The sequence below is a fragment of the Micromonospora sp. NPDC049089 genome (assembly GCF_040648775.1).
Lineage (GTDB): Bacteria > Actinomycetota > Actinomycetes > Mycobacteriales > Micromonosporaceae > Micromonospora.
In genome coordinates this window covers 1-17749 of sequence record NZ_JBEZEH010000156.1, presented here as the reverse complement: position 1 = coordinate 17749, position 17749 = coordinate 1, and the positions used below count along the sequence as shown (strand labels likewise).

16 protein-coding genes are annotated in these 17749 nt (G+C 71.7%); 4 read left to right on the top strand and 12 right to left on the bottom strand.

Annotation, left to right across the window (positions count from 1 at the left end):
- Nucleotides 1-155: 155 nt before the first annotated feature.
- The gene (locus AB0B48_RS23845) at nt 156-611 is read right to left on the bottom strand and encodes a nuclear transport factor 2 family protein (protein WP_357205027.1); all 456 of its coding nucleotides are present in this window, start codon (nt 609-611) and stop codon (nt 156-158) included.
- 197 nt (nt 612-808) lie between these two features.
- On the opposite strand from AB0B48_RS23845, the gene AB0B48_RS23840 reads away from it, so the two are divergent.
- On the top strand, nt 809-1453 hold the full coding sequence (locus AB0B48_RS23840; protein WP_357205024.1) for an alpha/beta hydrolase: 645 nt from the start codon (nt 809-811) through the stop codon (nt 1451-1453).
- A 112-nt stretch (nt 1454-1565) separates the two neighbouring features.
- Here AB0B48_RS23840 and AB0B48_RS23835 read toward each other — a convergent pair whose 3' ends face one another.
- Together AB0B48_RS23835 and AB0B48_RS23830 are read right to left on the bottom strand one after the other, a co-directional pair.
- Complete coding sequence (locus AB0B48_RS23835; RefSeq protein WP_357205021.1) at nt 1566-4637, bottom strand: S8 family serine peptidase; 3072 nt, start codon at nt 4635-4637, stop codon at nt 1566-1568.
- Between the two features lie 211 nt (nt 4638-4848).
- Nucleotides 4849-5376 (bottom strand): hypothetical protein, encoded by a 528-nt coding sequence (locus tag AB0B48_RS23830; protein ID WP_357205018.1) that lies wholly within the window; start codon nt 5374-5376, stop codon nt 4849-4851.
- A 109-nt stretch (nt 5377-5485) separates the two neighbouring features.
- Here AB0B48_RS23830 and AB0B48_RS23825 point away from each other — a divergent pair, with 109 nt between their 5' ends.
- Nucleotides 5486-7045, top strand: a complete 1560-nt coding sequence (locus AB0B48_RS23825) for an acetolactate synthase large subunit (RefSeq protein WP_357205015.1) — start codon at nt 5486-5488, stop codon at nt 7043-7045.
- Here AB0B48_RS23825 and AB0B48_RS23820 read toward each other — a convergent pair.
- From AB0B48_RS23820 to AB0B48_RS23780, 9 genes are all read right to left on the bottom strand, one after another.
- Nucleotides 7042-8205, bottom strand: coding sequence for a hypothetical protein (locus AB0B48_RS23820; RefSeq protein WP_357205013.1), 1164 nt, complete (start codon nt 8203-8205; stop codon nt 7042-7044). The genes AB0B48_RS23825 and AB0B48_RS23820 overlap by 4 nt on opposite strands.
- Entirely contained in the window at nt 8198-9037 is an 840-nt protein-coding gene (locus AB0B48_RS23815; protein ID WP_357205030.1) for a sugar phosphate isomerase/epimerase family protein, read from the bottom strand. Before AB0B48_RS23815 ends, AB0B48_RS23820 begins: the two co-directional genes overlap by 8 nt.
- 20 nt (nt 9038-9057) lie before the next feature.
- Nucleotides 9058-10209: a dihydrodipicolinate synthase family protein gene (locus AB0B48_RS23810; RefSeq protein ID WP_357205010.1), complete on the bottom strand. Its 1152-nt coding sequence runs from the start codon at nt 10207-10209 to the stop codon at nt 9058-9060.
- Entirely contained in the window at nt 10206-11357 is a 1152-nt protein-coding gene (locus AB0B48_RS23805) for a Gfo/Idh/MocA family oxidoreductase (RefSeq protein WP_357205007.1), read from the bottom strand. The genes AB0B48_RS23810 and AB0B48_RS23805 overlap by 4 nt, the downstream gene beginning before the upstream one ends.
- A 38-nt stretch (nt 11358-11395) precedes the next feature.
- On the bottom strand, nt 11396-12190 hold the full coding sequence (locus AB0B48_RS23800) for an ABC transporter ATP-binding protein (RefSeq protein WP_357205004.1): 795 nt from the start codon (nt 12188-12190) through the stop codon (nt 11396-11398).
- A gap of 4 nt (nt 12191-12194) precedes the next feature.
- Nucleotides 12195-13199: an ABC transporter substrate-binding protein gene (locus AB0B48_RS23795; RefSeq protein WP_357205001.1), complete on the bottom strand. Its 1005-nt coding sequence runs from the start codon at nt 13197-13199 to the stop codon at nt 12195-12197.
- Between the two features lie 23 nt (nt 13200-13222).
- Nucleotides 13223-14194: an ABC transporter permease gene (locus tag AB0B48_RS23790; RefSeq protein ID WP_357204998.1), complete on the bottom strand. Its 972-nt coding sequence runs from the start codon at nt 14192-14194 to the stop codon at nt 13223-13225.
- Nucleotides 14195-14361: 167 nt separating this feature from the next.
- Nucleotides 14362-15078, bottom strand: coding sequence for a cupin domain-containing protein (locus AB0B48_RS23785; RefSeq protein WP_357204995.1), 717 nt, complete (start codon nt 15076-15078; stop codon nt 14362-14364).
- A complete protein-coding gene (locus AB0B48_RS23780; RefSeq protein WP_355006751.1) occupies nt 15071-15415 on the bottom strand; it encodes a cupin domain-containing protein in 345 nt (114 codons plus the stop codon). The genes AB0B48_RS23785 and AB0B48_RS23780 overlap by 8 nt, the downstream gene beginning before the upstream one ends.
- A gap of 93 nt (nt 15416-15508) precedes the next feature.
- Between AB0B48_RS23780 and AB0B48_RS23775 the strand changes: the two genes are divergently transcribed.
- The gene (locus tag AB0B48_RS23775) at nt 15509-16582 is read left to right on the top strand and encodes a LacI family DNA-binding transcriptional regulator (RefSeq protein ID WP_357204992.1); all 1074 of its coding nucleotides are present in this window, start codon (nt 15509-15511) and stop codon (nt 16580-16582) included.
- Nucleotides 16579-17598 (top strand): aminoglycoside phosphotransferase family protein, encoded by a 1020-nt coding sequence (locus AB0B48_RS23770; RefSeq protein ID WP_357204989.1) that lies wholly within the window; start codon nt 16579-16581, stop codon nt 17596-17598. Before AB0B48_RS23775 ends, AB0B48_RS23770 begins: the two co-directional genes overlap by 4 nt.
- Nucleotides 17599-17749: the final 151 nt, after the last annotated feature.

Below are 17749 nucleotides of genomic sequence, written 5' to 3'. Positions count from 1 at the left end.
CACCCCGCGGGGCCCCCCCCCCCCCAAAACCCCCCCCCCCCGGCCCCCCGCCCGCGGGGCGGGGGGGGGGGGCCCCCCCCCCCCCCCCGGCGCCACCAAGCAGGCCTGATCGCCGTGCCGCTCATCGGCCGGCCGATTCCAGGGCTGATCGACGGCTACGCCCTCGATGGGGGTGCTTCTTGCGGACGCAGTGCGGTCAGGAGGCTGTCGAGTTGACCCCAGGCCCGCGCGCTGGCGATGGGGTCGATGTAATCCCTGGACTCGATGATGAGCCCGTCGCGGATACGCATCACGAAGACGCAGGGCACCGTGAACGCCTCACCCGTCTCGGCCACCTGCCCCTGATAGGCGAACTCGGCGACAATCACCTCCGGGTCCGCAGTCTCGTGAACTGTCACGTCGACTGGCTTACGGACCAGCGTCCGGGCGACCGGAGGCCGCGAGGTGAAGTGCTCGTGCAGTTCGTTGCGGCTCCGCAGCGGCGGCGGGTCGAGCGGGTGGAACGGATGCGTCACGTGGGTCTGTTCGGCGTACAGCTCGGCCAGGTCGTCGTACGGACCGTCACAGACACCGTTCACCAGTCGGAGGAACGTTTCACGTGGGCTACTCATGCCGGGCTTCCTTCGCGATCGGTAGATGTCACCTGAGCCACGCCGAGACCTACCTCCGGGGCGGCTGGTACCCCAACGACGGCACCCTACTGACCTCAGCCTCGATCTGACTGTCCCGAAGCGCTTTCTTCGCCCCGTATCCACTGCATCGGCACCGACGGAGGCGCGTGTCGTACCTGTGTGTGAGGCTACGAGACATGGCGACTTTCGTTCTGATCCACGGCGGTGGGGGCAGCGCCTGGGACTGGCATCTCCTTGTCCCCGAGCTGACCAGCCGGGGCCACGACGTGGTAGTACCGGAACTGCCGATCGAGGACACATCCGCGGGGTTCGCCGAGTTCTGCCGGACTGTCGTCGACGCGATCGGCGACCGGCGTGACCTCGTGGTCGTCGGGCACTCGTACGGTGCGTTCACCGCGCCGCTCATTGCCGACAAGCTGCCGGTACGGCTGCTCGTCCTGCTCACACCGATGGTCCCCAGACCTGGCGAGAGGCCCGGTGACTGGTGGGCCAACACCGGTTACCGCAGCGCCGAAGGGCTCACTGAGGAGGAGCAGTTCTTCAACGGTGTCCCGGCCGAGATCATCGCGGAGGCAGCATCACACAGCCGGGGCCAGGTCAGCGCGGAGGGCGACGAGCCGTGGCCCCTGGACGCCTGGCCAGACGTGCCGACGACGGTGCTCCTCGCACGCGAGGACCGGTTCTTCCCGGCGGACTTCCAGCGCCGGGTTGCCGCCGACCGACTCGGCGTCGTTCCGGATGAAATAGATGGCGGCCACTGCGTGCCGCTCAGCCACCCGAAGCAACTCGCCGACCGCCTGACCGCGTACCCGCTGACCTGAAGGCGTGACCACGGCCGTCACCGTCTGGGACGGCGGCGAGCACCGGCCCGGCCGCATCGAAAATGACGGTGGGGCGGTGCACATTGGCACCGCCCCACGCCTGGTTGAACGGTTACTGCCAGGAACTCTGTTGGGTGTAGACCAGGTTGCCGGGGACCACAGTGCCGTTGGTGCTGTACTCGGTGTACGCCCAGAAGTCACCCTCGGCCAGCGGCTTGTTCGGCTTCAGCGTGAAGTTGAAGCCCTGACCGCGCTCCGAGGTGGAGGGCAGCGTGAGGGTGGCGCCCGAATACTTGGCGTTACGGCCGATGATGGCGTGACTCAGGTCGAAGTCGACGACCGGAGCACCGGGGTACTGTGCGAACACGTACGCGGTGTAGCGCCCCGGCTCGGGCAGGAACTTGTACGCCTGCTCAGCGCTGGTCCAGTACCTGTCACTGCTGTAGATCAGGGTGTCGCCCTTGTACAGGTAGAGATCGAGGTTCGTGTTCGGATCAGCGGTGTTGGCCTCGACGACAATGCCGGCGGTGTTCGCCGGCACCGTGAAGTCGACCTTCTTCACACCGGTGGCGCTCGGGTCGAACACGCCCCCGTAGACGCCGGCCGGCATCGAGTACGACGTGCGCCGCATCGGCGTGTAACCGGTGCTGCGACCGACGAGCGGGCCGGTGAAGCCCGGCTGGACCATGCCGAAGGCGCCGTTGGCCATCCGGGCGAACTCCTCGCCGTCGTCCGCGTACGGCCGGGCCGCGATGCCCCACGGACGGGCAGCGACCGGAATCCGGGCGCTGTGGGCCTTACCCTGCCAGGTGATCGCCCCGGTCACGTACCGGTCCCACGGCGCGCTGCCTCGACGCAGCGTGATGGTGACCGTCGCGGACTTGCCGGGGGCCAGGGTCACCGATGCCGGCGACACGGTGACCTTCATGCCGGGCAGACCGGACACCGACGAACGGTAGGTCTCCCGCGCCTTGCCCACATTGGTCAGGGTGCGGGTGAGGCTCACCGGGCGGGTCCCGTCGTACTCGCGCAACGAGATGGCCGGCAGGTTGAGTTCCTTGCCGTCGGGCGCGGCCGTCTCGCTGAACTCGATCAGCTCGGCCGCGGTGGGCTCGATGACCAGTCCCGGGTCGGTGGCCCGGGGCAGGTTGATGAAGCCGCTGCCCTGCTCCAGGGGGCTGCTGGTGCCAACGGTGTCGGTGGCGGTGGTGCGCAGCGCGGAGGCGACCGCGCCGGGTGACCAGTCCGGGTGCGTGGCGCGCAGGATCGCCGCCGCCCCGGCCACGTACGGCGAGGCCATCGAGGTGCCGGAGTACGCGTCGTACTGTCGCCCGAAGTTGCCGGCCGGTGAGACAGCGGCGATGATGTTCGATCCGGGCGCGACCAGGTCCGGCTTGAAGACGCCGAGGGTCACCTTGTCCGGGCCGGTGGAGGAGAAGTCAGCCACGCTCGGGATGCCCGGGACGCTGGAGCCGTCGCCGCCGGTGCGCAACGACACTGTCGCGTCGGTGGGGTGGCGCATCAGGTAGTTGAACAGTGTGCCGGCCTGCTTCTCGGTCGGCAGGTAGACCACCGGGAAGTTGAAGATGGAGTTGATCCGGTAGTTGCCGACCGGGTCGAACACCATCATCGCCGCCCCGCCCTTGGCCTTGATCTCGGCGGCGGAGCCGAACATGTCGGACAGCGCGCAGGCGACGACCTTGCCCTTGATCTTGGCGGGGTCCAGGCTTCCGGGCTCGCAGTAGACCGCGCCCAGATCCGGCGAGCCGGCCTGGTCGCCGAAGACCAGCGGCCGTGCGCCTCCACCAGGCAGGGCGTCCAGCGAGCCGCCGACCAGCTTGGTGCCGTCGCCCAGCTTGGCGGTGGCCTCGTCGAGCTTGGTCACCGCCGCGCCGACAGTGGTCACCCAGGGCGCGGCGTTGCTGATGGCTCCACTGACGATGCCGGTGTTGCCGGCCGACGCCGCGACGAAGACCCCGGCCAGCGAGGCGTTGAGGAACGCCACGCCGATGGGGGTGTTGGCCTCCCAGTCGCCGAGGTCGGAACCGATCGAGAAGTTCAGCACCTGTACGCCGTCGGCGACGGCCGCGTCGATTCCGGCGATGATGTCAGCGTCGTAGCCCATGCCACCCCAGAGCACCTTGTAGACGGCGATCTGGGCATCCGGCGCCACCCCGGAGACGGGACCGTAGCGGCGACCGTCGATCGTGACGTTCGCGATGGGCAGGCCGGCCGCGGTGGAGGCGGTGTGGGTGCCGTGCCCGGACGCGTCGCGGGGGGACAGGAACTCGCCCTCGGGCACCGAGCCACCGCCGGCGAGCCACGAGTCGGCGAAGTACCGGGCACCGACGATCTTGCCGTTGCAGTGCGCGGCCACGAAGGCCACACCGGTCTGGCAGGTGCCGTGCCAGTTCGCGGGAGCGGGCATCGTCTTGGCGAACGACGCGCTCTCCGGCCAGATGCCGGTGTCCAGGACGCCGATCACCATGCCCGCGCCGGTGCCGGGTCCGGGCTTGGCCGGCCGGCCGGAACGGTCCGTCGGTGCCGACTGGTCCGCGCCACCGGGGGTGGCGGGCGTCGGGTTGTCGGCGGTCGCCGTGCTCGCGGTGGGCGGCGCGGAGGGGGTGCCGAGGGCGCGCGAGGCGGTGACGGCGCGGACGCGCTTGTCCGCCCGCAACGTGCTCACCTGCTGGGTGGTCAGCTTCGCCGAAAACCCGTTGAACGCGGTGGTGTAGACGGCGTTGACAGTGACCCCGGCCGCGGCGGCGACGGCGCTCCGCTGCGTGTCGAGGTGCCGGCGGTATGCCTGCGACGGCGTGGACGTCACGTCCAGCCGGTTGCCCGCCGCCGGGCGGGTCCGCGCCAGACCGGACACCCCACCGGTGTACGTGGTCAACGGGTCCTCGGCCAACTCGACGACGTACATGCCGGGGCCGGTCTCGTCGACGGCTGCCTTCGGCGTGGCCGCGCGGTTGCCGCCGGGTCGGCGGTCGGCCCCGTCGGTCAGGGTGACCGACTTGTCGGACCCGGCGGTGAAGTAGCCGGCGCCACTGCCGTTAACCGGCGACCCCGAGGGTGCCGCCAACGCCGTTCCCGCGACACCGGTGGTACCGGTGATCAGGGCGACGACCAGCGTAGGTATCGCCAGTCTTCGCAGCCTGTTTCCGCTCGTGCCTGTAGCCACGAGGCTCCTTTCGGTTGCTCCCTTGTGGAGCTGTTCATCGATCGCGACCCGCTCATGGGAGCGCTCCCCCACCTAAGCCGCCGATGGTTAATCGATGGTTTGCGCGGTGTTACGGATCGCCGGTGCGTATAAGATCACGTTCCGCCGGCCGCGCCTAGATCATGTTTTTCCGGACGCCGTGGGAGCAGGGCATACACCCCGGTGAAAGGCCTTAGTCGGACAGGCCCGCCGGCACGGGCACCTTGAGGTACGCCAGGAGGGCGACGACTTCACGGTCGAGTTCCAGGCCCACCTCGTGGATCGCGTCCACTCCCAACGAGCCGAACGCGTGACTGGGTTGCTCGATGACGAACCGCGCTCCGCCGTCCGGCCGGTCGCTGATCAAGGTGCGCAGGGGCGCGTACAGCATGACCGTCGGGTCGTACCTGAACATCCGCTCGGCCGTGGTGTGGTTGCCCATCAGGTATTCGACGCAGTGCCTGGTGTCGCCCGCGAGGTTCATCATCGGTCGCAGGTCGCCGCTGCTCCAGTAGATGAGGAAGTCGTGCGGCGCCCGTTCGCGCATGAGGGCAAGGACGTCGTCCCAGGGTGCGTCGCGGGCCACCAACGCCTTGAACGCCGCCTCGTCATAGGCCGGGACGGCCTGCTCGTACTGCCGCCGGAAGTCATCGAAGGAGCGGTCGATGCTGATGTCCAGGCACCGGGCCTGGTAGCGCCGTTCGGCCCATCCGCGCTCCATCAGGCTCCCTCTCTACCTGGCGGGCTAGTTCCCCGAACCTACCAGCAAGAGTCCGAAATGCGAGTTTAGTATCTGAATAGTACTTATCCGACCGGGGACGGGGTGACTGGTGAACGGCGCGGAAGCACTGCTGCGGACGCTCGTCGACGGCGGCGTCGAGGTGCTCTTCACGAACCCCGGCACCACCGAGCTGCACCTGGTCGGGGCGCTGGAGGCGGTTCCCGAACTGCACGGCGTGCTCGCTCTCTTCGAGGGCGTCGTCAGCGGCGCGGCCGACGGTTACGCCCGGATCGCGGGTAAGCCCGCCGCGACGCTGCTGCACCTCGGGCCCGGACTCGCGTACGGCCTGACGAACCTGCACAACAGCCGCCGCGCCAACTCGCCGGTGGTGAACATCGTCGGGGACCACGCGACGTTCCACACCGCCTTCGATCCACCGTTGAACTCCGACATCGCCGCGCTGGCGGGATGGCTACGCGGCCCCGTCCGCCGCCCCGAGGACGCAGCCGGTGCCGGACCGGACGCCGCCGCCGCGCTCGCCGCCGCCCTGGAGCCACCCGGGCAGATCGCCACCGTGATCATGCCGGCGGACGTGTCCTGGTCCGAGGGAGGTGCGGCCGGGGCGCCCGTACGGCCCCGGCCGGCGCCGACAGTCGATCAGGAGACGATCACCCAGGTCGCGGAGGCCCTTCGAAGCGGCGAGACGACCGCACTGGTGATCGGCGGACCAGCTCTACGGGAGGCCGGCCTGCTGGCAGCGGGCCGCATCGCCGCGGCGACCGGTGCACGGGTCTTCCAGGAGCTCTACTCCAACCGGGTCGAACGAGGGGCGGGCCTACCCGCGTTCCCCCGGCTCGGCTTCTATCCCGACCAGGTGCTCGACCAACTGCACGGGACGCGGCACGTCATCGTCGCGGGAACCAAGGCACCGGTCTCGTTCTTCGCCTACCCCGACCAGCCGAGCCTCCTCGTGCCCGACGGGGCCCGGACGCACGTCCTGGCCGAGGTCGGTCAGGACGCCGTCGCCGCGCTGGTCCGGCTCGCCGACCTGGTGGCACCGGACGCGACGCCCCAGGTCACCGACCCGCACCGACCGACCCTACCCACCGGTGCGCTCACCCTGCAGAACTGGGCCGACGTCATCGCGGCGCTGCTACCCGAACGGGCCATCATCATCGACGAGTCCGTGAGCTCCGGCACGACCCTCGCCGCCGCCACCGTCGGCGCTCCCCGACACGACGTGCTGATGCAGACCGGTGGCGCCATGGGCGACGGTCTGCCCCTGGCCGTCGGCGCCGCCGTCGCCGCACCCGACCGACCGGTGGTGGCGCTGGTGGCCGACGGCTGCGTGATGTACACCGCCACCGCGCTCTGGACCCAGGTACGCGAGCGGTTGAACATCACCAACGTGATCCTCAACAACCACGGGTACGCGATCCTGCGCCAGGAGTGGGGCTATTTCAGCACGCAGCCGGGCCCGGCGAACCCCGACGCCAATCCACTGTTCGACCTGACCAACCCTCAGATCGACTTCGTGGGACTGGCGAACGCGTTCGGGATGCCCGCCACCCGCGCCAGCACCGCCGAGGAACTCGCGGAGCAGTTCTCCGCAGCACTGAACCAGCCGGGCCCGCACCTCATCGACGCCACCATCCCCGCTGCGGCCTAGGCGACGCCTGCCTGGCGGCGCCAGAGCACCGTGCAGGCCGCGGCCAGGGCCAGCCCGAGCAGCGGGGCGACACCCACCCCGGCGAGCGTGCAGGCCACCGCGAGCAGCGCCGGCGGCATCCAGCACCAGGCGGGCACGGTACGCGGGACACGACCGCGACGACGGGCCGCTGCTTCCACCGCCATCGGCACCACCAGCACCGGCAACGCGGCGGCCAGCAGCGTCAGCCACTGCAGCACCAGACGGTCGAACCGCGCCACCGCCAGCATCCCGCCGAGCACCGCGACGAGCAGCATCGCCGCCCGCGCCGGCACGCGGGGAGCCAGGCCACGCACCGCCAGGGAACCGGAGTACGTGGTGGTCAGCGCCGCCGCGAAAACCGCCACCGCGACGAACAGATTCGCGTACGCGGCCAGCCCCGAGCCGGCGGCGAGCAGCGCGACCACGTCGGCCGAGCCGGTCCGCAGCCACAGGCCGGCCCCGGCCAGCACCCCGAGCAGCGCCGGCCCGACCAGCAGCGCCACGCACCAGGCCAGGTCCCGCCTTCGGGAAAGGCCCACGCTGAAGTCCGGTGCGCGCAGCGCGAACACGGCCGCGTACCCGATCAGCGCGGCGGCGTCGGCGAGCCCGCCGCCGGCGAGGCGGACCGGGGCACCGGGTGGTGGAAGCACCGTCAGGCACCAGCCGACCAGCACCACCGCGCTGAGCGTGGTGACCACCGCGACCCGGTTACCGAGCCGGGCTGGCGCCCAGGAGACAGCGAGGACCGCCACCTCCAGCAGCGCCGGCCCGGCCCAGCCGGGCAGGTGGGTCAGCGCGGCCAGCGAGGCCCCGCCGAGCCCGACGTTGAACCCGTTCCACCCGACCATCGACACGGCCAGCACCGCCGCCAGCAGCAGCCGCGAGGTGTCCCCCAGGTACGCGGGCAGCACCGCGGTCAACGTCCCGCCGTCGCCGAGCGGCCGACGCAGCCCGATCAGGCCCTGCCCCCAGAGCAGGGCCGCCATCAGCGCCCCGCCGACCAGCAGCCCGGCCACCGGCACCGCGCCACCGTGTCGGGCAGCCATCGCCGCGCCGAGGACCAGCGTGGCGGGTGCGGTGCCGATGCCCAGCCACGCGCCGACCGCCGCCGGCCACCGCCGTTCGGGGCTGTCAGGCAACGTGGCGCAGGTAGCCGGCGATCGCGGCGTCGAGCACCTCCGCGCCCGGACGTGCCCACACCTCGGCGGAGAAGACCTCCACCTCGATCGGGCCGACGTAGCCGGCCGCGTCCACCGCCTCGCGAAGCCGACGCAGCTCGATGCAGCCGTCGCCGGGCAACGCCCGGCCGAGCAGCACCCCCTCCGGCAGCGGGGTCACCCAGTCGCACACCTGGAACGCGGCGATCCACTCGCCCGCCCGCGCGATCTGCGCGTACACCGTGTCGTCCCACCAGACGTGGTACGCGTCGACCACCACGCCGACCACCGCCGGGTCGAACCGCTCGGCGATGTCCAACGCCTGGCCGAGGGTGGCGATCACGCACCGGTCGGCGGCGAACATCGGGTGCAGCGGCTCGATGGCCAGCCGTACCCCGGCCGCCTCGGCGTGCGGTGCCAGCTCGCCGATCGCGTCGGCGACCCGACGCCGGGCGCCGCCGATGTCCCGGCTGCCGACCGGCAGCCCACCGGAGACCAGCACCAGCTCCGGGGCACCCAGGGCGGCGGCCTCCTCGATGGCCCGCAGGTTCTCCGCGCGCCAGTCGTCGGCGGAGAAGAATCCGCCCCGGCACAGCGACGTGACGGCGAGGCCGGCGTCGCGGACCAGTTTCGCCGATCGGGCCAACCCGTACTCGGCCACCGGCTCCCGCCACAGGCCGATGCCCGGCACGCCGGCCGCCACGCACCCGGCCACCACCTCGGGCAACGGCCAGCGCTGGGCGGTCGCCTGGTTGAACGAGAACCGGGCGAGGCTCGCTGGGCTGGTCTCCGCTCGCGACTGCGGGGCTCGCACAGCCGGCTCACGCCTCGCGCTCACTGCGCCACCCCCGCCACTGTGAACAGCGCTCGGGCGCGGGCGGCGGCCAGGTCGGCGTCGGGGAGCAGCCCGGCCGCGTCGGCCAGGGTGAGCAGGGTGGCCAGGTGCGCCGGGGACCGGCCGGACTGCGCGCCACCGACCATCGTGAAATGGTCCTGGTGCCCGGCCAGCCAGGCCAGGAACACGATCCCCGTCTTGTAGTGCCAGGTCGGCGCCGCGAACAGGTGCCGGGCCAGGGGCACCGTGGGCCCGAAGATCTCGTCGTACGCCGTCAGGTCCCCCCGGTCCAGGGCGGCCAACGCGGCGGCGGCGGCCGGCGCGATGGCCGCGAACACGCCGAGCAGCGCGTCGGAGTGACCCACCTCGTCACCCCGGACCAGCTCCGGGTAGTGGAAGTCGTCACCGGTGTAGAGGCGTACCCCGGCCGGCAGGCGGCGGCGCATCGCGACCTCCCGGTCGGCGTCCAGGAGCGACACCTTGATGCCGTCCACGGTGGACTGGTGCGTTTTGATCAGCTCGATCACCGTGTCGGCGGCCAGGTCCAGGTCGACCGCACCCCAGTAGCCGGTCAACGCCGGGTCGAACATCGGACCCAGCCAGTGCAGCACCACCGGTTCGTCGGCGGCGCTGAGCAGCTCGTCGTACACCCGCAGGTAGTCCTCCGGGCCGCGTGCGGCGGCCGCCAGGTGCCGGCTGCACATCAGCACCGGTCGGGCGCCGGCGGCGCGGACGTCGTCGAGCTGCTCGGCGTACGCGGTCGTGACCGCCGCCAGGGTGGCCGGGCCGGCGGGCAACTGGTCGGTGTTGACCCCGGCGACGATCCGACCGCCGACCGCGCGGGCCTCGGCGGCGCTGCGCCGGATCAGCTCCCGGGTGGCCGGATAGTCCAGCCCCATCCCCCGCTGGGCGGTGTCCATCGCCTCGGCGACCCCGAGCCCGTACGACCAGAGATGCCGTCGGAAGGCGAGGGTGGTGTCCCAGTCCACCGCCGCCGGGGCGCCCGGCACGTTCTCCGCGCCCGGGTCGGCGACCACGTGCGCGGCGGCGTACGCGATCCGACTGGTCGCGGGCGCGTCCGGTCGGGCGAAGCCGCCACCCCCGGCCAGCCGGTGCCGCCGTCCACCGGGCAACACCACCTCGGCGGTCATGAGCGCAGCTCCGGCACCTCGACACGCGCACCCTCGCGGGCCGAGCGCAGCCCCAGCTCGGCGAGCTGCACGCCGCGCGCGCCGGCCAGGAAGTCCCACCGGAACGGCTCGCCGGCCACCACGTGCCGCAGGTAAGCCTCCCACTGCACCTTGAAGCCGTTGTCGAACTCCTCGTTGTCGGGCACCTCGGCCCACTGGGCGCGGAAGTCCTCGGTGGCCGGCAGGTCCGGGTTCCACACCGGCTTCGGGGTGAGGGCCCGGTGCTGCACCCGGCAGTTGCGCAGGCCGGCGATCGCGCTGCCCTCGGTGCCGTCGACCTGGAACTCCACCAGCTCGTCGCGGTACACCCGCACGGCCCAGGAGGAGTTGATCTGCGCGATCACCCCGCTGTCGAGTTCGAAGATGCCGTACGCGGCGTCGTCGGCGGTGGCCGCGTACGGGTGACCGGCCTCGTCGACCCGTTCGGGCACGTGGGTGGCGGTCACGCAGGAGACGGCGGTGACCCGGCCGAACAGCTCCTCCAGCACGTAGTGCCAGTGCGGGAACATGTCGACCACGATGCCGCCTCCGTCCTCGCTCCGGTAGTTCCACGACGGTCGCTGAGCGGGCTGCCAGTCGCCCTCGAACACCCAGTACCCGAACTCGCCGCGCACCGAGAGGATCCGGCCGAAGAAGCCGCCGTCGATGAGGCGCTTGAGCTTGCGCAGACCGGGCAGGAAGAGCTTGTCCTGCACGACACCGGTGCGGACGCCGGCCGCGTCCGCCGCCCGGGCCAGGTCGAGGGCCGCCGCGGTGTCCTCGGCGAGAGGCTTCTCCGTGTAGATGTGCTTGCCGGCCTCGATGGCCTGCCGGATCGCCTTCTCCCGTTGCTGGGTGACCTGCGCGTCGAAGTAGATCTCGACGTCGTCGCGGGCCAGCGCCGAGGTCAGGTCCGTGGTCCAGTCGGTCAGCCCGTGCCGCTCGGCGAGCTCCCGGAGCTTCGTCTCGTTGCGCCCGACCAGGACCGGTTCCGGCCAGATGGTGGTGCCGTCGGCCAACGCCACACCACCGGATTCGCGGATGGCCAGCAGCGACCGGACGAGGTGCTGCCGGTAGCCCATCCTTCCGGTCACGCCGTTGACGATGATGCCGATCGACCTGCGGGTCATGGTGTTCCTTCCGTCGTGCTGGTCGTGCCGATCCGCGCTCAGTGGTTGGCGGCCGCGCTGCCGAGCAACCCACGCAGATCGGTGGCGAGCCGGTCGAAGCGGGAATCCGACATCACCTGCGCGTAGTCGCGGTGCGCCGGCAGCTCGACCGGGAAGGTGCGGATGATCCGGCCGGGCCGGGGACTCATCACCACGACCCGGGTGCCGAGGAAGACCGCCTCGGCGATGGAGTGGGTGACCAGCACCACCGTTGTTCCGGTCTCGCGCCAGATCCGGTGCAGTTCGGCGTTCATCTGTTCCCGGGTCAGCGCGTCCAGGGCGCCGAACGGTTCGTCCATGAGCAGCACCGGCGGGGAGTGCAGCAGTGCGCGGCAGAGCGCCACGCGCTGCTGCATGCCGCCGGACAGCTCGTGTGGCAACGCCTTCTCGAAACCGGTGAGGCCGGTCATCTCGATCAGCTCGTCAGCGCGGCGGGCCGCCTGCGCCCGGTCCATGCCGCGCATCTCGGCCTGGAGCAGGATGTTGGCTCGCGCACCGCGCCACTCCAGCAGCGCGGCCTTCTGGAAGACGAAGCCGATCTCCTTCTGCGGGCCGCGCACCGGGCGCTCCAGCAGGGACACGTCACCGCTGGTCGGCTTGACCAACCCCGCGACGATCTTGAGGAGGGTGGACTTGCCGCAGCCGGACGGGCCGACGATCGTGACGAACTCGCCCGGCTCGATGTCCAGCGACACGTCGTCCAACGCTGTGGTCTGCGTCCGACGGGTGGTGAACCGGACGGTCAGCCCGGACATCCCGATGGCGGTGCCGGTGGCTGCCGGCGCGGCGGTCACCGGGTCACCCCTGCGCCGCGTACGAGGAGTCCCAGTACGCGTTGGGCGCTCCGGGGTCCTTCAGCTCGGCGTAGCGGGACATCAGGTCGATGGTCTCGCTCCACTGGGCCTCGGTGTTCACCCCGGGCGGGCCGTCCGCGCCGATCAGCGGCATGTTGAGGGTGAGCTGCTTGGTGAGCACCTCGGGCGCCGGCTCGTTTTCGGCCAGGACCGTCATCGCGCTCACCGCGCCGGCCGGGTCCCGGGCGGCGTCGGCCCAGGACTTCTGGGTGGCCTTGACGAACTTGCGGACCAGCTCCGGGTCCTTCTGGAGGGTCTGGGTGTTGGCGATCAGGCCAGTGCCGAGCAGGTTCATCCCGTAGTCGGCGAACAGCAGCACGTCGACCTTCTTGCCGGTCTTGCTCTCGATCGTGGGCGCCTGGTCGTGGAAGAAGCCCATGATGGCGTCGACCTTGCCCTCGGCCAAGGCGGCGATCTTGCCGGCGGCGTCGACGTTGACCACCTTGACGTCGTCCTTCTTGAGGCCGTTCTTCTCCAGCCAGGCCGGGAAGGTCGCGTAGAGGGCGTCGCCGGGGGTGCCGCCGACGGTCTTGCCCTTGAGGTCGGCCGGGGTCTTGATGTTCTCCTCGGTAAAGAACTCCACCGAGGAGGGTCCCTTCTCCAGGTACGCGCCGAGGCTGCGCACCGGCATGCCGCTGGCCACCGACTTCAGCAGCACCGGGCTGTCGGCCCACCCGAAGTCGGTCTGCTTCTGGGCGACCTGCTTGACGGTGTTGCCCGAGCCGTTGCCGGGCAGGATCTTCAGGTCGATGCCCTCGGCGGAGTAGTAACCCTTCTGCAGGCCGTAGTAGAAGGGCGCGTGCTCGCCGTAGGGCACCCAGTTGAGGGTGAGGGTGACCTGCTTCTTGCCGTCCGCGCCGGTCTTGCCGACGGGATCGTCCCCACCGCAGCCGGTGGCGGCGACCAGCAGGGCGGCGGTGGCCAGGATGGTGGTGGCGGTGCGTTTCATCGGTGCCTCCGTGATGGGGTCGGTCAGGAGGTGGTGAGGGACACGCCGGCCCGGCGGCTGGCGTGCCACGGAATGAGCAGTGCCTCGGCGATCTCGACCAGGACGAACAGGACGATGCCGATGGCGGACATCAGGATCAGGTCGGCGAACAGCAGTGGGGCGTCGAGGTTGCCGTTTGCCAGCAACAGGACGTAGCCGAGCCCTTCGCTGGCGCCGACGAACTCACCGACCACGGCACCGACCACGGCGAGGGTGACGGCCACCTTCAGGCCGGCCATCAGGTGCGGCAACGCGTTCGGGAAGCGGATCTTGCGGAAGGTGCGCCAGTGCCCGGCGCCCATCGTGGCGGCGAGGTCGAGCAGCTCCGGGTCGGTGGAGCGCAGCCCGGCCACGCCGGAGATGACCACCGGGAAGAACGCGATGAGCACCGCCAGGATGATCTTCGGAGTGAGGCCGAGGCCGAACCAGACCACCAGCAGCGGCGCGATGGCGATCTTCGGGATGACCTGTGCGAACAGGACGATCGGGTAGAGCGCCTTGTCCAGGGTGCGGGAGTAGGCGATGGCGACAGCGGTGACCAGACCCAACGCGGCGGCGAGCACGAAGCCGAGCACTGTCTCGTAGAGGGTGACCACTGTGTGCCGGGCCAGCTCGGACCACTGGGTGGTCATCGTCTCCCAGACCTGGCCGGGGGTGGGCACCAGGTAGTTCGGGACGTATTCGCGGGCCGCCACGAACCACCAGGCGGCGAAGAAGACCGCGAGCACCAGCGCAGGGCGCCAGAGCGAGTCGGCGAAGGTCACCGCCCGGCGAGCGAGCGTGGGACGCGGCGGTCGGCCGCCCCCGGATGGCGTTCTCGCCATAGTGGACGGATCCGCACCGTCACGAGCCTGCCGTGCATCGGTGCCGCCGGGCCCGGCAGCGGCGGCTCGCGCACCGCCGGTCAGGTCGGCGGCGGCCTGCCGACCCGCCGTGTCCAAAGAGTTCTCGGTCACGCGGAACCTCCTCGGGGCCCGGCACGACGCCCACGGAACGGGCCGGTCGGCGGATCAGGCAAACGCTTTCCTGGAGCGTAGGCGGCCCCCTCACGCCGGGCAAGGCCTTTCCTCGATCTGTTTCCACCGATGTCTGGCAGCCCTCGGCAGCCGTCCCGAAAGGACGGTCAACCTGCCGCAGGGTAGGTGTCCAGCAGGCCGCACATGCCCAACCGGCCCCGCTCGACCGGCGCGTCCACCACGTACACCCCGGCGTCGCCCAGGTGTCCCGGATCCCCCCGCTCCAGGGCATCGAGCTGAGCGGCGGTGTCGGCGGCGGCGCGGCCCGCGCCGGCCTCCCACCGCTGACGCCACCGCGTCAGCAACGGCTGGCGCAGGGCTGCCGCGGCGGCGTGGAACGCTGCCAACGCCGCCGGACCACCGGACCGCAGCGACTGGAAGCCGGTCACCGCCAGATCCCGACGGCGGTACGCGACGCGCACGTCCGCCCCTGGCGCTCCCCCGTCGGGCAACGCCGCCGCCACGGCGTACGCGGCCGGATCGGCCAGCACCTCGGGTGGGAAGGTCAGCACCGCGTCGCCCGCCTCGGGCAGGCCGCTGTTCTGCATCAGGACCACGATGCTCAGCCCGCCGGTGTTGACCAGGCGGTGCACGGTGCCCGGCTCGAACCAGACCACCACCCCCGGTCGCAGCGGCGTCTCCCGGTAGCCGGCCGTGGTCAGGGTCTGCACCATGCCCTCCCCGTCGGTCACCACGTACCCCTCGGTGCAGCACAGGTGCACGTGCGGGGTGCCGCCGACCAGGCCGTCCGTGGCCACCGTGTCGTAGACGCGCAGCCGGGACACCCCGACCCCACCGGGCAGCGGCGCCGGCCGATCACGCATCGAAGTACTCGTCCGTGTCGTCGGCGGCCGGCAGTGACACCAGCAGCACGGTGAGGTCGCCGATGGCCCGGTGCCGGCAGCCCGGCTTGATCAGGAACGCGGACATCGGCCGAGCGGGGTGACGGACGCCGTCCAGCTCGATCTCGCCCTCACCGGCCAGCACGACGTAGTACTCGGTGGCGACCCGGTGGTGGTGGGTCACCGCGTCCTGCACCTGGAGCAGATGCACGCTGGCCTGGCCCTCGCTCTCGGCGATGAAGCCCCGGCGGGTGGTCCCACACGAGCAGCGACGGGCGGTAAGTTCGTCGAGTTGAAGTACCGCGAAGCGATCGGACACGGCCGGGCCTCCCTGCGGGAAAGGGCTTTCTCTGCGGTACGGTGACGCTAGCCGGCACGACGAAACGCCGTCAACAGATCGAGGGGGCGGGCCATGGCGACCCTGTCCGATGTGGCCCGCCGTGCGGGCGTCTCACCCGCCACCGCCTCCCGCGTCATCAACGGCAGCAGCAAGCCGGTCACCGACGAGCTGCGGGAACGGGTGCTCGCCGCCGTCGCCGAGTTGCAGTACGTGCCGAACGCGCACGCCCAACTACTGGCCCGCTCGCACCGCAGCGCTGTCGGTGTGATCGTGCACGACGTCTCCGACCCCTACTTCGCGGAGATCACGCGAGGGCTGCAACGGGTCGCCACCGACCAGGGCCGGCTGCTGATGATCTGCAACAGCTACCGGGACCCGGACCGCGAGTTGGAGTACGTGGAACTGCTGCGCGGCCACCAGGTGGCGGCGCTGATCCTGGCCGGCTCGGGCTACCACGACGAGGCGTTCACCCGGCAGCTCAACGAGAAGCTCGCCGCGTACGAGGCCACCGGCGGGCGGGTGGCGGTGATCGGCCGGCACGAGCACTCCGGCGACGCGGTGATGCCGGACAACCGGACCGGCGGCTTCCTCGCCGGGCGGGAGCTGTGCGGGTTGGGGCACCGGGCGATCGGCGTGGTCGCCGGCCCGCGCATCCTGACCACCACCACCGACCGGCTCGCCGGCCTCCGGCAGGCCCTCACCGAGCAGGGCCGCGAGCTGCCCGAACGGCGCATCCGGTACGCGGAGTTCGACCGCGACGGTGGCGCGGAGGCCACCGCCCGACTGCTCGACGCCGACCCGGAGCTGACCGCCGTCGTGGCGCTCAACGACTCGATGGCCATCGGCGCGCTCGCCACCCTGCGCGCGCGTGGGATGGCGGTGCCACAGCAGATCTCGGTGCTGGGTTTCGACGACATGCCGATCGCCCGGGACGTGACCCCGGCGCTGACCACAGTGCGACTGCCCCTTGTCGACATGGGTGTGCGGGCGATGTCCCTGGTGCTCGGCGTCGGAGCCCCGACGCCCCGGGTCGAGGTGCTCCCCGCCGAGCTGGTCCGCCGCGACACCGCCGGTCCCGTCCCCCGGTCCACCCGTGCCACCGCGGGTTCCGCGCCACGCGCACGGCGAGGTGACAGGACGTCGTGACCGGAGTCAGCCCGACCCAGCGGCCCCTCACGCGCGCCGACGTGGCGTACCTGATCGCTGCGTCGTTCGGCCCACACACCCGGGTCCGCGACGCTGGTCCGCTGGCCGGCGGCGGGTTCGCGACGGTCTGGTGGGCGCTGCTCGACGACGACCGTCGGGTGGTGCTGAAGTTGGCTCCGCCGGCCGGAACCCCGCTGCTGCGCTATGAGCGCGGGCTCTGCGCCGCCGAGGAGCGGTACTTTCGGCTCGTCGCGCAGCGGGCACCGCAGGTGCCCGTCCCCCCGGTGCTGTGGCGCGGCGCCGACCCGGCGTACGGCGAGTGGTTGGTCACCACGATGCTTCCCGGCCGGTCGCTGTCCGGCCTGGCCGAGGCCGGTGTCGTCGTCGACGACGGCCCGGCGCGCCACGACCTCGGGGTGGCCCTCGCCGCGTTGCACGGGGTGACCGGTGAGCGGTTCGGGTACGACGACGACCGGGCCGGCGGGCCGACCTGGCGGGCGGCGTTCACGGCGATGCTCGACGCGCTCCTGGCCGACGCGGCCGACTGGGACGTCCGACTGCCGGTGACCCCGGAGCAGCTGCACGCGCTGGTGGGGCGGCACGCCGACGTGCTCGACGAGGTGCGCCGACCGGCGCTGCTGCACTTCGACTGCTGGGACGGCAACGTGCTGGCGGCACCCGACGCGGACGGCCGGTTGCGGCTGCGCGGCCTGGTGGACGGCGAGCGGTTCCTCTACGGCGACCCGCTGCTGGACCTGGTCTCGCCGCTGCTCTTCCGACGTGTGGAGGACGAGCCGGAGCATCCCCTGGTGCGCGGTTACCAGGCCGGCGCGCCCGAACCGTTGGTGCTGGACGCCTCGGCACGCCGCCGGCTCGGTCTCTACCGGTTGCACCTGTACCTGCTGATGACAGTGGAGATGCCCAGCCGCGGGATGACCGCGCACAGCCATCCCGTCCGGTCCGCCCGGCTGGCGGCCCTGCTCGACGAGGAGCTGGCCGCGCTCGCCGCGGGCTGACGTCCCGGCGCGGGTGGCGTCCGGCGCATGATCGGCCGGCGCGGGTGGCGTCCGGCGCATGATCGGCCGGCGCGGGTGGCGTCCGGCGCATGATCGGCCGGCGCGGGTGGCGTCCGGCGCGGGGGCGGGCGGGGCCCCCCCGCCGGGCGGG

Excerpts from the sequence above, each read along its gene's own strand:
- AB0B48_RS23785 (WP_357204995.1), bottom strand. The coding sequence starts at position 15,078 with ATGCGTGATCGGCCGGCGCCGCTGCCCGGTGGGGTCGGGGTGTCCCGG.
- AB0B48_RS23805 (WP_357205007.1), bottom strand. The coding sequence starts at position 11,357 with ATGACCCGCAGGTCGATCGGCATCATCGTCAACGGCGTGACCGGAAGG.
- AB0B48_RS23795 (WP_357205001.1), bottom strand. The coding sequence starts at position 13,199 with ATGAAACGCACCGCCACCACCATCCTGGCCACCGCCGCCCTGCTGGTC.
- AB0B48_RS23840 (WP_357205024.1), top strand. The coding sequence starts at position 809 with ATGGCGACTTTCGTTCTGATCCACGGCGGTGGGGGCAGCGCCTGGGAC.
- AB0B48_RS23845 (WP_357205027.1), bottom strand. The coding sequence starts at position 611 with ATGAGTAGCCCACGTGAAACGTTCCTCCGACTGGTGAACGGTGTCTGT.
- AB0B48_RS23810 (WP_357205010.1), bottom strand. The coding sequence starts at position 10,209 with ATGACCGCCGAGGTGGTGTTGCCCGGTGGACGGCGGCACCGGCTGGCC.
- AB0B48_RS23830 (WP_357205018.1), bottom strand. The coding sequence starts at position 5,376 with ATGGAGCGCGGATGGGCCGAACGGCGCTACCAGGCCCGGTGCCTGGAC.
- AB0B48_RS23775 (WP_357204992.1), top strand. The coding sequence starts at position 15,509 with ATGGCGACCCTGTCCGATGTGGCCCGCCGTGCGGGCGTCTCACCCGCC.